The organism is Thermotoga sp. RQ7 (genome assembly GCF_000832145.1).
In the GTDB taxonomy this organism is placed as follows: domain Bacteria; phylum Thermotogota; class Thermotogae; order Thermotogales; family Thermotogaceae; genus Thermotoga; species Thermotoga neapolitana.
In genome coordinates this window covers 304,380-318,724 of the sequence record NZ_CP007633.1, presented here as the reverse complement: position 1 = coordinate 318,724, position 14,345 = coordinate 304,380, and the positions used below count along the sequence as shown (strand labels likewise).

Sequence of the window (14,345 nt, the reverse complement as noted above, 5' to 3'; positions counted from 1 at the left end):
CTCACAGTAAATTCTGGACATAGAGTTCATCTATACCTATTTCGTTCTTGAGAAATACCTCTACCTCTTTTTTATTTGCGGGTCTTTCAATCCTCGAAAAACCCTTTTCATCACGAAAGACAAAGAGCAAGTTTTCTAGACCTGCATACTTCACAAACTCCGGATTGTGTGTGGTGATTATTATCTGCTTTTGACGAGAAGCATCTTTCATCATATCTACTATCTTGGAAACAAGGTAGGGGTGAATGTTTCTTTCTGGCTCTTCTATGATCACCACACGTTTCTTTTCGAAATACAAAACGAGAACAAGGGCAATTATATTGATTGTCCCATCAGAAATCAAAGGTGCCGGTATGTAGTCTTCAAAGTAATTTTCTCGTATCTTGAACAGCAGAGATTTATCTACAAGTTTCTCTATATCAAGGCTTTCCACAAAAGGAAGAAGGTCTTTTACAAGATTGAAAAACTTTTTTCGGCTTTCTTCGTTTTCCAGTATTTTCTTAACCACTATTGGTAAGTTCTGGCCATTCTCTTCCAGTTCGGCTTTCCCTGTAATAGGAATAGCCTTTTTTGACAGTTTTGGATCGAAGTCGTAAATTGCGATCTCTCTGAATATATCACCAAGTGGGGTCAGGAACCTGAATAAAGGAGTTTCCATCAAAAGAGAATTTTCTGGTATATTTTCTTTCAATAAAAAGAGCGTATTTTCGACCATCTTTTTGTAATTAGAATCTGGTACCTCTATCTGGTAGTTCAATTTTCCGTTTTTCCGAAGAACTTTTAAAAAAACATCTGTCTGATCTTTTCTTGTAAAAATTTTAAGATCTTGTTTCAATTCTTCTTTTGTTACTCTACACCATGTCTTTTGGTCAAACCGCAAGCAAAATTCGTACTCAATCTTTACTATCTTTAAAACTTCTCCGTTCCCTAGAAAAGATGGTATTTCTTTGTTTTGCGACTGTGATTCAGAAGAAGTTACCTTTAGCGATAGATCCTGGGTTGAACCTATTTTCATGTTTCTTATGTACTCATGCCCTCCCTGCAGGGATATTGCGTTATCCAGGCCAAAGTTGGCAATATCTCTTAGAAACTCAAAAATGCGAATGAAATTTGACTTTCCTGAAGCGTTAGGGCCAATCACAACATTGAAATTCCCAAGATCGACTTTCAGTTCATCAAAACTCTTGAAGTTTTTCCCCTCTATCTTTTCAATAAACATATTTCCTCCTCCCTTCAACACTATATTACTACATAAATCAATTGTCGGTAAAACAAACCGCAGAACTCAACTTATAGGAATTATAGTTCAAAATATAATAGTCTGAACTATAACCTTTCAGAGTAATCAGGCTGAAGTAGCAGTTTCATGCTTGCTAGGTGACGAGAAATGCGGGAAGAGATCTGGTGGTTGGGTCTTTAGCGTACCCTGCTGGCATGAGAAACGCTCTGGATCTTCACCGTCCACTGTGAAAAGCCCATCTCCAGGTAAACAAAAACCCCCTGACAGATGCCAGGGGGTCGAATGCCCTATGTTTAATTCAGACAGAGGCGAAGGATACTGATCTAACCTTCAAAATTGTACTCCCAGGTTTATACCAAATCCAAAGCCTTCCATGAAAATATTTGGAAGAGAAATGTCTTCTTCCAGGTCTGATTCATTCCAGATGAGGAAGTAGTAACTATAATCGATGTAAGGGTTGATGTACACATGGTTGAATCTTATTTTGTAACCAAGTGATCCACCAAAAACAGGCGCGTGAATGTTAAGAGATGTGTCGTTGAGTTTGTATGTTATCAAAGAATAACCAAGTGACACACCAACATATCCTCCGTTGAAAACTTCTTTGAAATATCGATTGTACGAAATCTCCCCTCCAAAAGCCAAGATTTCGATGTTCGAAGGATCAGACATAGACGCTGTGTATCCAATTCCGCGGATGAGAACAGTGTCCGTGTTTGACACAGAGAACTCCACACCGCCAGTGAAACCGCCACTTCCTTCAATAATCCATGGAAGGACAGAAAATACAGGATCGAAGAAAAACCACACTTCGTTTCCCAGAAGAGCCACCCCAAAGAGCATTAAAACAACAGTTATCACTTTAATTATTTGTCTCATGTTCTCACTCCTATCTTTTAGTCCAATTACATTATAGACCAGAAATTAGTCCTAGGTCAAGTAAAGTTTAGGTAACGGACTAATTAATAGTCATAATGTTCCAGAATTGGGAGGGGTGATAATATATTTATGATGAGTGGACTGAATGTTCATAGAAATATTTTACTAAAAATTCTCAAAGCGAGAGATTTTTGACATCAAGCACAACATATGGTATCCTCATACCAGTAGATACTATATATAGGGGGTGTGTATCATACAGGGCTACTGGTATGGGGTTATTTTTCTTATATCAAGAGTTTTCTTCCGCTCATGATTCATCCGACAGGGGTTTCCCTCACGGTTCTCGGATATACCTACCCCCGCCTTCATCACGAGGTAAAGTGGAATCATACAGTTCCCTGTATCCTAAGCGACCGCTACCGAAAGGGGTGAGAACATGCCTCGCAGAACAAAGCTCACAAGAGACCTCATCGAATTGGCATCCGAACTAATACGTGCGGGCAACTACTACAAACACGTGGCACAATACCTCGGCATCGCCGAAAGTACATTTTACAGATGGCTTCAGGAGGGCGAGAAAGCGAAGCATGGCTTAAAAAGGGAGTTTTTCGAGGCTATAAAAAAAGCGGAGGCAGAGGCAATTGCAAGAAACGTCGCACTCATCCAGAAGTCCGCCCAGGAGGGCAACTGGCAGGCGGCCGCATGGTGGCTCGAAAGAAGATATCCCGAGGAGTGGGGCAGAAAGGATAAAATGGACATCCACACCGAAGGCGGGTTAGTAATCCGCATCGTGGAGGCAGGCGAGGATGGAGACAGCAACACAGATTGATTTTGTCGTCATCAAGAAGATCTGGAGGTTCCTCAAGAACTCTCCGTACAAGATCAACCTCATCTACGGCGGAGCAGGAGCAGGGAAGAGTTGCACAGTCGCACAGTACATCATCTACCTCCTCCTCAGAGCAAAGAACAAACACATTCTTGTAACAAGGAAGACAAACCCCTCCCTGCGACTGACTGCCTACCGATTGGTCCTGAATCTCCTTGAGCACTATCAAATTCCATACGAGCATCACAAGGCAGATCAGATCATCGAGTTCAAACCGAACCGCAATCTCATCTTCTTCCGCGGGTTAGACGATCCCGAGAAAATCAAATCTGCAGAGTTCAATTACGTTTGGATGGAGGAAGCAACAGAGTTTACGCTCGAGGAGTATCAGCAAGTGAAACTGCGACTGCGACGCAACACAACGGATCACAGGAGAAATCAGATGTTCCTGACGTTCAACCCTATTCCTTCATGGATCAAGGAGTACTTCTTTGACGAGCGAAAAGAAGACGACATCGGCATCATGCGGGTCACGTACAAGGACAACCCCTTCCTTGATGAGGAATACATCAGACTCCTCGAGGAACTCGCAGAGCAGGACAGAACATATCACAAAATCTACGCCCTCGGAGAGTTTGCAACCCCAGGGCACGTGATTTACACTCACTACACGATAGAGGACAAGGCACCTAACCACTTCGACGAGATCATCTACGGTGTGGACTTCGGGTATAACAACCCCACGGCCGTGCTCAAAATCGGGATATTGGACAATGAATTTTGGGTTCTGGACGAGATCTATCAAACACACCTGACAAATCAGGACTTGATCGATCTTCTCAAGGACTTTATACATTCTCCGACAGCACTTATCTACTGTGACTCCGCCGAACCTCAACGGATTCAGGAGCTCAAGAGGGCAGGCTTCAATGCGCGTCCCGCTTTCAAAGACGTCAAACTCGGCATCGATATTGTAAAACGACAGAAACTCCACATTGTAAAAACTTGCGCCAACACCCTCAAAGAGATAAAATTGTATAGATGGAAGCAGGATGCACAGGGCAACATCCTCGACCATCCAGTCAAGTTCAACGATCACGCCATGGATGCCCTCCGTTACGCAATCGCAAGTTGGATTAAAGCAATCGGCACAGTCAGCATCAAAATCCTTTAGGAGGCGTAGGAGGCGATAATGTAGCATTCTGGGATCGCTTCCGCAAAAAAGAAAGTCGTACCAACGTTGCAATCGTCATGAATGCGCTTTCCTATAGACGTCTCTCAGATCAAGAGGTCATGATCCGAGGATACAAAGAAGTGCCTTACATCCACGCAGGAATCAATCTCATAGCCCGTGCAATCGCAAACCTCGATTATCAGATTGTGGACGATTCCGACTCTCCTGTGGAGGGCACGCAATTGGAAAAACTCTGGAGGAATCCCAACCCCCACGAAGCACAATCCTCGTTCTTAAAAGCGGTTGTGATCTCGCTTCTCATCTCAGGGAATGCATTCGTAGAGCTTGTGCGTGCAGGGAACAGGATCGTAGAGCTTTACAACCTCAATCCCCTTCGCATGGTCGTGAAGGCAGGGGACAGAAAGGGGGTTGTGGAGTCGTACGAATATCGAGTAGGAGGGCAGGTTGTCACATTCGACCCAAGCGAGATTGTTCACATCAAATTGTTCAATCCTTTCGATGACTTTCTGGGTCTTTCTCCCCTTATCGTGCTCAAGGATGTTATAGAGCAGTACCTCGCAATCAAGGCGTGGCAGAACGCACTCCTCCAGAACGGCATGAGACCGTCAGGGGCATTCGTGACTCAGGATCCTCTCACGGAGGAGCAATATCAGAGACTGAAAGCAGAACTCCACCGCTACACAGGACCCGCAAACGCAGGAAGACCGCTCATCCTCGAAGGCGGTCTCGACTGGAAGCCTCTTTCGATGTCGCCTCAGGAATTCGATTGGGTGACAGCAGAAAAATTGATCCTAAGAGCGATCGCAGTCACGCTAGGAGTCGCACCTGAGCTGATAGGAGAACCTGAATTCAAGACGTACTCGAACTTCCAGGAGGCAAATAGGCAATTTTACATGAACACAGTCGTGCCTCTCGCAGAACGGAAAATTTTATTTTACAATGTGTAAAAGTAAAAACACTGACATCTCAACGTATATTACCTATTTGAAAGATATTGAAACAAACATCAAACCGTGTCGAGCAAAAAGAGATAGGCAGGCAGAACTTTTATTTTCACACCATCCAGGGAGAGTTCGGTGTGCAAATCCCAGGTTATAAGATATCTTTCGGGCATCCGAAACAACCCCTGGGTATTTCTTTTCCCGCTTTATAACACATATTGACCTATCAAAAGGTCAAATCTTCCCAATTTTGACCTACATATAGGTCAAAATCTCCAAACTAGTGGGGTTATAATAATCACGAGAAAATCTCTACTTACTTTTCTTCACAACAGGCAGCAGAAAAAGCCGTAAAAGCCGTGTTCCAGAAAATGGGAGCACAGGCATGGGAACGTTCCATAGCAGATCTGCTCGAAGAACTTTCCAGACACTTTGAAATCCCTGAAGAACTCATGGACCATGCCCTTGAACTGGACAAAGCTTGTATCCCCACAAGGTATCCGGATGCCCTTCCTTCCGGCTCCCCCAGAAACAGGTATTCCAGAATTGAAGCCGAAAGGCTGGTGAACTATGCTGAAAAGATCATCCGATTCTGCGAAGATCTTCTATCCAGAATATAAAAGGGAAAAGGTCCTGGGAATCATCAGAAATTCCCTTCCACAACTCCTGAAGAAACTTCCTGTGAGACTTGTGGTACTTTTTGGCTCTTATGCGAAGGGAAATTTCACCGTCTTCAGCGATGTCGATCTTCTTGTCGTGTACGAAGACCCGTTCAGAGAAGACGCTTATAAAATAGTGAAAAGGACCATCAAATTGAAAGGACTGGAACCGCACGTCTATTCTCTGAGTGAATACAAACAGATGGAAAAGACCATCTCGAAGATGATCGAGGGTGGAGTGGTTGTTTATAAAGCGTTATAGAAATCTCGACAACCTCGACAAACTCGACAGACATCGAACGGGATCGACAAACCGTCAGATCTCCATGTAACTGAACTTTCCAGAGATCCTGTAGCCTTCCTTTTCAACAAGGAGTATCCGCTTTTGAAGGAGTTGATCCATGACTGAGTACGCCGTTGTTCGCTTGAAGCCCTCTTTCTGAAGTGTTTCTATGATCTTTTCTCTGGAGTAGACAGAACCTCTCAGGACTCGAATGGCCTTTTTCTGGTTTTCTGTCAGGTTCAGAGTCAGCCCGGTGTACTCTGATATCGTCCTGTTGATCGTGTTGATCAGATCCTCTTTACTCAACAGTTCCTTGTGAATGTTGTCGTAGATCGCCTTTGTCAGTATCCACAGGCCGTCTCTTGGGTTTCCATCGGAAAAATCGGCCACTATATCGAGCACTCCGTCTTCGATGAGTTCAATGTAAGATCCAAGCCTTTTGATGATCAACTCTTTGATCTCAAGTTTCTTCAGAGGCTCAACAAAAACGATGTCTGTGAATATGTTTTCCAGATTTCCTGCTTCGTTCCATCTCAGTCTGTCGGCAGCGTACTCTCGGTATATAGAAAAGGGAAGAGAAAGTATGACGACAAAGTCCTCCATGATGATGAAGTTCTTTATCGAATCTATCACCCTGAGAACGTCTTCTTTCTTTTCCTTGTCCAGTTCGTCTATGATCAGAAGGAATTTTCCTTTTCTCTGAACCGTCTGTTTTATCAGTTCTCCGAGCTTTTCTCTGGCTTTGAAGAAATTGAACCTCGGTCTGATCGATTTTTCATGTGTCAGGCTGGCGTTCACACCAAAGGAAACACCAAGGGAAAAGCCCTTTATGGTTGAAACTTCATCCGTTATCCACTTTCTAACCTCTTTTGCAAGATCCGACACTCCCTCCACCTTCTCCAGGGAAAGCGCCAGACTGTGCAAAAGATCGTAGAGTATGCTCTCCATGGAGTCTCTGAGCGAGATGTTCACCCTGACCGTGAATACTCCTTCCGGGTTCACGAAGTTGAGTACCGTCGTTTTTCCAATGCCCGTTTCTCCAGAAACACCCACGATCCCAAAAGGTTGATGAAGTGCTATTGAGTTCAGATAGTTTATCTCCCTGGCCCTGTTCACCAGGTACTCTGATTCGCCTTCTCTGAGCGGTCTGTCCACCAGAACACTCAAAAGATCGGCCACCGTTTGCTTCACAAAATCACCCCTGTATTATTTTCTGTTTTGTTTAGATTATACTACAAATTCCTGTTACCGTCTCGACACCGTCGACAAACTCGACAGACACCGGACAGGTTCGACAGAATTCAGAAAAACACTTTCGATGAACGGACTGGTTTCAACTTGTAGGTATTTATCGAATGTAATCGATAAATTCGTACGAGTTTATCGAATGTGTTCGATAAATTCGAACGGTTTGGTATAGTTGAAGGGAAATTCTCATCACCCAGGATACCATCTTCAAAGACGAAGGTGTTGTAGGAATTCCCGCATGGCTGTTTCTGGCCCTGGTGGAGGCTGATTGAGATTTTTACCTGTGCAGGTTTTTGAAATGGTTTTTCAGATAGATCATCTCGTCTCTGTAGAGAAGTAAGATAAGAAATATCCCTGTGACGGATAGAAGAGGAAAGATCAGGAAATTTTCCAGGAAAGTTCCAAAAAATGCTACCAGTGAGACAACAAGGACACCAGCGTAGATCTTCTTAAGGTTAAAACCGATCGGATAAAGTTTCTCGGCTATGAGTGTTCTGAGGGTGAAGAAAAGAACATATGAAAGACCTGTGGATATGGCGGCACCTTTTGCTCCAAGGTATGGAACAAGAAGCTGGTTCCCTGCAAAATTGGCCAGAGCAGAAAGTCCGGTCACGACGATGTGCCAGTACGTCTTTTTCGTGAAGTTTATCCCAAGAACCGTTGTCTCTGATACAACATACATGATCGGTTGTAAAATCAGAAAAGGAGCAATGAAAGATGCATTTCTGTAACTTCTGGCAAAGAGCAAGAAGATCATATCCTTGAAGGAAAGAACAAGAAGACCAAACAAAAATATGGTGAGGCTTACCATTTGATTTGCCTTTTTGAAGAATTCTCTGGAGTCGGGCCGGGTCTCGAATCTTTCATAAGCGAGCGGAATCCAGAATGTGGTGAAACCTGCCTGAAACAGTTGCATCACAGAGACTATCTTGAAAGCCGCACTGTAGAGTCCTATCTCTGTAAAATTTGAGTACTGTCTCAGGGAAATTCTGTCTATCGAAGAAAAAAGCCAAAAGAGAAGAGAACTTGGAAGAAGCGGCAAACCGTACTTTAGGAACTCTCCTATTTTTTTGAAATTTACCTTCGCGAACTTCCGTGACTCTCTGTCGGTGATAAAACCCAAAACCAGAGCTGATACGTTTCCACAGATCTGTCCCCAGACAACAGCATAAAAACTTTTTGAAACAGTCAGAGCAAAAACTATGGTTCCTCCCACGTTTCCAAGAGAATTCACTACATCAAGTATAGAATAGAGAACTCCTCTCTTTTGCATTCTGATAGAGAGTTGGTTGAACCTCTGGAAGATGCCCGTCATAAGAGAGATGGAGAAAATAAGTCCTATTCCTTGATAGTCTTTTCCGAAAAGAATCAGACTAAGATGAGACTCGAAAAGAATGAAAATAAGGGATACAGAAATACCAAAAGTAAAAGGTAAAAATACACAACTCCAGAACAACTCATTCCTTTTCTCTTCTTGGTAATAATATCTCACAAAACTCTGATCGAGCCCTGTTAGAGAAACAAGAAGAGCGATGTTATAAACGAGTGTGAACATGGCTGCTTTTCCGAACTCTTCAGGAACAATCAGATAACTTATGACGGGAGTAGAAAAAAAGCTAACAATAGCACGGATCCATGTGCCAGCAGAAAACGAAAGGAATCCCTTTATATACTGTTTCATTTCATCCCACCTGGTTGTAAATTTTTATTTCCCTTTTCACAATCTCTTCCCATGTAAATCCTTTTGCTCTTTCTATCAATTTGTTTCTGTCGTAGCCACTCTTTAGAACATCAACCACCCTTTTTGCAAACCTTTCCTCGTTTCTCCCACAATACATTTTATGAATCCAAAAGCTCCTTAATGAAACCATCAAACTCTCTGGCTTGATGTTCTAGGGTCCATCCTTTTTGCTCAATGTAGTGTCTGTAATACTCTGAGTCATACTCATCATCGAGAATTTTTTGAACTGCTTCATCGGTTGTGTTGAAGAGGAATTTTTCTTCAAAAAGTTCAGAAGCGTTATAGAAATTATAAATAACTGGCTTTATACCGCGAGCCATTGCTTCTATTAAATTATACGGATGCCCTTCATGAAGACTTGTAGAAAGAATGTAGTTCTTATCTTCAAGAAATGCGTTCACATCATCTACCCAACCATAGAGTATCACGTTCTCTTCCAGTTGCATATTCTTGATAGCGTTCTTGATAAAAATCTCATACTCTGGATCCGGGAAATCTCCAGCAACGTGCAATTTATAATTTGAATCTACGTTCACAAGTTTTCTGATAATCTCCAGTGCCATAAATAGATTTTTCCTGGGAATTATGTGAGCCACCCATGCGATGTTATAGCCTTTCTGCCTCGGCTTGAATTGGAACTTTCCCACATCAATGCCATTGTAGATGACTTTCCAATTCACTCCGTCTAATTTCAATCCTCGCATTTCTAAAATCTCTTCCATAAATTTGGAAACAAACACAAGCCCATCAACGTTTTTCCAGTTTATCACAAATGGTATATCAGTGAACGCTTCATATCTGTGAAGACGTATAAAGAGTTTTTTCCCTCTGGGTTTAATATAACTACAGACAGCTGCCAAAGCATTTGCCCATTCGCACCACGTTACATCAGCCCAGGACATGATCTTTTTCAATTCAGAACCCAAAACTCTTGTAGCAAATTGGAAAAACCTGTCGCTGAGAAATCCTTTCGTTTTGGCTTTCAAAAATGTATTTAAGAGTGAGGTTTTGAATGATCGAATAATGAATTTTCTAATCCAGTATGTTTCTGACAGGTGTTCTATCAACTCGTCAGTAAAGTTGTCTCCTCCTTCATTTACAATGACGGCTAACCTGGGTTGTGACTTTTTTTCATCGAACAGAACCTGAACTTTCTGGATTTTTTCTTGCAATTCCTCCTTCTCTTTCGAAGAAGAACAGTACTTCACAGCTGATCTGTAACTTTTCATGGCCTTTCGATAATTACCTTCGAAAAGATAAACATCCCCTAATAGCGTTAATATATCGCCCCTTTTGCCAAATGTTTTGAGAAATGAAAAAGCACACTTTTTACATCTCGACCACTTCTTCAGGTGATGGTAGATTAAGCATAAATAATAATGCGCTTTTTCATTGTGAAGATCATCTTTTATAATAGTGTTTAATTGCTTAAGCGCCGCATTATAGTTTCCGCACTCAAAGTTTTCGATTGCTTTTTGAAGTTTTTTATCACCCATCAAGTGTGACACCCCCTGAATTGAAGATTTAACTTACATAGTCCCAGTGAAACGTCACAACGTAAGGAACGTTCCAGATCTCAGAGACCTTCCTTGCAACAACACCTGCTGGTGCGGGAAGATACATCCCGTGTGCGTGGATGATGTTGTGTTTTGGAAACTTCTGAAAAATCTGTTCAGCAAATCGATCCGTGAAGTTTTCGAGTGCTTTTTTCATTGTCCAGAACTTTTGAATAACTACATCAAAGAGCCCTCTTTCAACAAAAACAGGTTTGAAGGACACTCCTTCCAGTTCTTCAAGAGGTATTTCAAAAGGTTTGTGTAAAAGGCTTCTTAGAAGACTTAGAAGCCTTCCTTTATTCCTGAACGCCAGCGAAACGGCCGTAAAATCAACGCCGAGTTTTTCGTGCTCCTTCAGCCTTTTTGTTATGAAGATACCTGAGTTTGGATTTTCTCTCTTCGGAAAAAGATTGGTGAGGAAGAGAATCTTCATAGATCATCCCTTTCGCTTCAAAAATATGATCTTTGAGATTATACCAAGAATTATGGTAGAATATCATCAGACTCTTATTGGAGTGTGATTGGAGTATGGAGAGAGTCACCATCAAAATTCCAAAGCCCCTGTACGACAAAATAAAACAGATTATTGAAGGCACAAGCTACAGCAGTGTCACAGAGTTCATAGTCGATGTGTTAAGAGATCTTGTTTCCCTGGATCTTCAAAAAGAAGATGAATTCAGTATGACTTCTCTCACCAAAGAAGAGATAGAGGCTATCAAAAGAAGGTTGAAAAATCTCGGTTATCTATGAATCAATCAACAAGGAGGTTGGTTTAAGAAATGAATCCAAAAGCAAAAAATATCGTATGGCACGAGGGAAAGGTGAAGAAAGAAGATCGGGAGAAGTTACTCGGTCAAAAAGGTGTTGTGGTGTGGCTCACAGGTCTTTCTGGTGCAGGAAAATCCACGATCGCTCATGAACTTGAGTGGAGACTCCTCGAAATGGGAAAACTTGCCTACGTTCTGGACGGAGACAACATCAGACACGGCCTGAACAGTGACCTTGGTTTCTCACCGGAAGATAGGAAAGAAAACATCAGAAGAATCAGTGAAGTTGCAAAACTTTTCGCAGACGCCGGTCTAATAACAATCACCGCCTTCATCTCTCCATACCGGGAGGACAGAAAAAGGGCAAGGAATCTGCTGAAGGAGGGCGAGTTCATAGAGGTCTACGTGAAGTGCCCTCTTGATGTCCTCATAGAAAGAGACCCTAAGGGACTGTACAAAAAAGCCCTTGCTGGGGAGATCAAGGAGTTCACGGGCATTTCCGCACCGTACGAAGAGCCAGAAGATCCCGAACTTGTTGTAGAAACAGACAAAGAATCGATAGAAGAATCGGTGAACAAGATACTGAACTACCTGAGGGAGAAGGGGATTATCTGATGAAAGTGGATCTTCACGTACACACGAAAGCCTCCGATGGAAGCTTCAGCACGGAGGAACTTGTAGATATGGCTCTGGAGAGAAAAATAGAGGTCATCTCTGTGACCGACCATGACACGGTGGAAGGAATACAGGATGTGCCGAGGAAGGAAGGTGTGATCTTCATTCCGGGAGTTGAGATCAGTGCAGAGTACCCCAGAACACTTCACATCCTGGGATACAGAGTAGATCCTTCTCACCCGCAATTGCGCAAGACTCTTCAGGATCTTCAGAATTTCCGGATGGAAAGAAACCGCATGATGATCGAAAAAATGAACCGGATGGGCTTCCAGATAACCATGGAGGAACTTCTGGAAGAGGCCGGTGGGGAGCTGATAGGAAGACTGCACTTTGCACACCTGATGGTGAAGAAGGGCTACGTCTCCAGCTATCAGGAAGCCTTTGACAGATACCTTGCGAAGGGCAAGCCACTTTACATGGACAAAAAGCGCCTTCAGCCAGACAAGGCCATAGAGTTGATCGTAGCGGCAGGGGGAATCCCTGTACTTGCGCATCCCTATCAGTCAGAAGAAGACGAAGAAAGGCTCGAACAACTCGTAAGAAGGCTGGTAGATTACGGCTTGAGAGGTATAGAAGCCTTCTATTCACAGCACAGCAGTGAACAGACAGCTTTTTATCTGAAGCTTGCAAAGAAATATGATCTCCTGGTTACGGCAGGGACAGATTTCCACGGAGAGAACAAACCAGACATACCGTTCGGCATAGAAGTGGGCTACTGGTATTTAAAAGACTTTCTCAAAGAAATCGATGGGAGGTGTGTATTATGAAACAGGTGAACATTCCTGATGAACTCTACGAAGCCATTGAAAAGAAACTCGAAGAATACGGATTCAAAACGGTGGACGAGTACGTCACGTTCGTCCTCAGAGAAGTCCTGGGTTCCGAGGAAGAAAGCGAAAGCGAGGTTTTCTCAGAAGAGGAGGAAGAGATCATAAAGAAGAGGCTGAGGGATCTCGGATATCTGGACTGAGAAGATGAAAAAGGCAGCGGTACTGTTGTCGTCCTCCGTGATCCTTTCTCTTCCTTTCCTTTTTTCACCGCCGCCGGGTCTGAGTGTAGAGGGCTTCAAAACCCTGGCGGTTTTTCTTGTGTGTGTACTCTGGTGGATCACGAACATCGTGCCGATAATGGTGACAAGCCTTCTTGCGATCGTTTCCTTTCCTATACTGGGACTTGCAAGTTCCGAAGAAGTTTACTCCTACTTTGGGAACACGGCCGTGTTTTTTCTGGTGGGATCCTTTATTTTGAGCTCTGCGTTGAGAAGAAAAGGCATCACACAGAAAATGGCTCTCAGTTTTGTCAAAGTGTTTGGTAAGACGTCCAGGAGTTTGGCTTTGAGTTTTCTCTTTGTGGCATATCTTCTCTCTCTCATAATGATCAGCCACGCGGTGGTTGCCGTTTTGATCCCTGTGATACTGGAGTTTTCTGGTCTCAGGGAAGACAAAGAAAGCAAAGACTTCGTGAAAGTGCTTCTTCTTTCGACTTTCTGGGGAGCCGTTCTGGGGGGTAACACCACACTGCTTGGTGGTGCGCGGGCACCGCTCGTTCTTGCCATGTTCCAGCCATATTACTCGGAAGGGTTGAGCTTTCTCAGGTGGCTTTCAATGTCTTTTCCTGTGACTTTCACGTTGCTTTTGCTGGCGGCGTTTTTTGTGACAAAGTGGACACCGAATGTTGACATCGAAGAGTTGAGAAGGTCCCTGTTGGAAAGGAAGGAACAGCTCTCGTCATCCAGAGAGCAGCTCGTTGTATCTGTTATCGCGTTTGTTACGATACTGACGTGGATCTGTGCGAGCGAGAAGGTAGGGGTTGCCAACATCGCTCTTGGATCGGTCATCGCCCTGTTTTTGACGGGAACAATAAGCTGGAGAGAGGTTGAGGAGGACGTCAACTGGGGTGTTATCCTCATGTACGGTGGAGCCATCGTTTTGGGAAGGATGATGAACAGAATGGGAGTGGCAGAATGGATCACCTCTTCTCTGAATCTCGGACTCGTACCTGGATGGCTTCTGATAATTCTGCTGATAGTTGCCGGCATGTTGTTGACAGAGGTGATGAGCAACTCAGCGGCGGCTGTAATTCTAACTCAGCTTTCTTTCCCGCTTATTGGAAAAGTGGGGCTTTCTCCTGAAGCCATGACCGTTATAATTTCTATGGCAACTGGCTTTGCTTTTGTGTTACCAACAGGTTCTCCCAGTACAGCGCTGGTTGTATCCACAGGATATCTGGATGTCAGAGATCTTGCAAAGCGGGGAGTTATCATGAGTGTTCTCTCGTTTGGAATCCTTTTGCTTTTTGTGAACACCCTGTGGAGGCACGTTCTTTAGGAGGA

At 43.5% G+C, this 14,345-nt stretch carries 15 protein-coding genes and 2 pseudogenes; 10 read left to right on the top strand and 7 right to left on the bottom strand.

The window, feature by feature from the left end:
* Nucleotide 1: 1 nt before the first annotated feature.
* Both TRQ7_RS01690 and TRQ7_RS01685 read right to left on the bottom strand, forming a co-directional pair.
* On the bottom strand, nt 2–1,219 hold the full coding sequence (locus TRQ7_RS01690) for an AAA family ATPase (RefSeq protein ID WP_038054488.1): 1,218 nt from the start codon (nt 1,217–1,219) through the stop codon (nt 2–4).
* A gap of 351 nt (nt 1,220–1,570) precedes the next feature.
* Nucleotides 1,571–2,119 carry a hypothetical protein gene (locus tag TRQ7_RS01685; protein ID WP_041843862.1) on the bottom strand — a complete coding sequence of 183 codons (549 nt, stop codon included), beginning with the start codon at nt 2,117–2,119 and terminating at the stop codon, nt 1,571–1,573.
* Nucleotides 2,120–2,558: 439 nt separating this feature from the next.
* Between TRQ7_RS01685 and TRQ7_RS01680 the strand changes: the two genes are divergently transcribed.
* From TRQ7_RS01680 to TRQ7_RS01660, 5 genes and pseudogenes are all read left to right on the top strand, one after another.
* A complete protein-coding gene (locus TRQ7_RS01680) occupies nt 2,559–2,951 on the top strand; it encodes a hypothetical protein (protein WP_052472220.1) in 393 nt (130 codons plus the stop codon).
* A complete protein-coding gene (locus TRQ7_RS01675; protein WP_052472219.1) occupies nt 2,929–4,122 on the top strand; it encodes a PBSX family phage terminase large subunit in 1,194 nt (397 codons plus the stop codon). The genes TRQ7_RS01680 and TRQ7_RS01675 overlap by 23 nt, the downstream gene beginning before the upstream one ends.
* Before the next feature lie 119 nt (nt 4,123–4,241).
* Nucleotides 4,242–5,090, top strand: coding sequence for a phage portal protein (locus TRQ7_RS01670; RefSeq protein WP_052472218.1), 849 nt, complete (start codon nt 4,242–4,244; stop codon nt 5,088–5,090).
* 314 nt (nt 5,091–5,404) lie between these two features.
* A pseudogene (locus tag TRQ7_RS01665) lies at nt 5,405–5,704 on the top strand (HEPN domain-containing protein); the annotation flags it as partial.
* A complete protein-coding gene (locus TRQ7_RS01660; RefSeq protein WP_004081204.1) occupies nt 5,655–6,005 on the top strand; it encodes a nucleotidyltransferase domain-containing protein in 351 nt (116 codons plus the stop codon). The pseudogene TRQ7_RS01665 and the gene TRQ7_RS01660, both read left to right, overlap by 50 nt.
* 54 nt (nt 6,006–6,059) lie before the next feature.
* On the opposite strand, the gene TRQ7_RS01655 is transcribed toward TRQ7_RS01660, so the two are convergent.
* The 5 genes and pseudogenes from TRQ7_RS01655 to TRQ7_RS01640 form a co-directional block, all read right to left on the bottom strand.
* Nucleotides 6,060–7,217, bottom strand: a complete 1,158-nt coding sequence (locus tag TRQ7_RS01655) for an AAA family ATPase (protein WP_041843861.1) — start codon at nt 7,215–7,217, stop codon at nt 6,060–6,062.
* A 334-nt stretch (nt 7,218–7,551) separates the two neighbouring features.
* The gene (locus tag TRQ7_RS01650) at nt 7,552–8,955 is read right to left on the bottom strand and encodes a lipopolysaccharide biosynthesis protein (protein ID WP_011942971.1); all 1,404 of its coding nucleotides are present in this window, start codon (nt 8,953–8,955) and stop codon (nt 7,552–7,554) included.
* 1 nt (nt 8,956) lies between these two features.
* A pseudogene (locus TRQ7_RS09605) lies at nt 8,957–9,103 on the bottom strand (glycosyltransferase family 4 protein); the annotation flags it as partial.
* A gap of 10 nt (nt 9,104–9,113) precedes the next feature.
* On the bottom strand, nt 9,114–10,511 hold the full coding sequence (locus TRQ7_RS09460; RefSeq protein ID WP_236681742.1) for a glycosyltransferase family 4 protein: 1,398 nt from the start codon (nt 10,509–10,511) through the stop codon (nt 9,114–9,116).
* 28 nt (nt 10,512–10,539) lie between these two features.
* Nucleotides 10,540–11,004 carry a hypothetical protein gene (locus TRQ7_RS01640; RefSeq protein WP_236681728.1) on the bottom strand — a complete coding sequence of 155 codons (465 nt, stop codon included), beginning with the start codon at nt 11,002–11,004 and terminating at the stop codon, nt 10,540–10,542.
* Nucleotides 11,005–11,099: 95 nt separating this feature from the next.
* Between TRQ7_RS01640 and TRQ7_RS01635 the strand changes: the two genes are divergently transcribed.
* From TRQ7_RS01635 to TRQ7_RS01615, 5 genes are read left to right on the top strand one after another with little or no spacing between them, the layout of a single operon-like run.
* Nucleotides 11,100–11,321, top strand: coding sequence for a ribbon-helix-helix domain-containing protein (locus tag TRQ7_RS01635; protein ID WP_041843860.1), 222 nt, complete (start codon nt 11,100–11,102; stop codon nt 11,319–11,321).
* Nucleotides 11,322–11,350: 29 nt separating this feature from the next.
* Nucleotides 11,351–11,953 carry an adenylyl-sulfate kinase gene (gene cysC / locus TRQ7_RS01630; RefSeq protein ID WP_041843859.1) on the top strand — a complete coding sequence of 201 codons (603 nt, stop codon included), beginning with the start codon at nt 11,351–11,353 and terminating at the stop codon, nt 11,951–11,953.
* Entirely contained in the window at nt 11,953–12,780 is an 828-nt protein-coding gene (locus tag TRQ7_RS01625) for a PHP domain-containing protein (protein ID WP_041843858.1), read from the top strand. Before cysC ends, TRQ7_RS01625 begins: the two co-directional genes overlap by 1 nt.
* Nucleotides 12,777–12,983 carry a hypothetical protein gene (locus tag TRQ7_RS01620; RefSeq protein ID WP_041843857.1) on the top strand — a complete coding sequence of 69 codons (207 nt, stop codon included), beginning with the start codon at nt 12,777–12,779 and terminating at the stop codon, nt 12,981–12,983. The genes TRQ7_RS01625 and TRQ7_RS01620 overlap by 4 nt, the downstream gene beginning before the upstream one ends.
* Before the next feature lie 4 nt (nt 12,984–12,987).
* Nucleotides 12,988–14,340 (top strand): DASS family sodium-coupled anion symporter, encoded by a 1,353-nt coding sequence (locus TRQ7_RS01615; protein ID WP_041843856.1) that lies wholly within the window; start codon nt 12,988–12,990, stop codon nt 14,338–14,340.
* Nucleotides 14,341–14,345 lie beyond the last annotated feature (5 nt).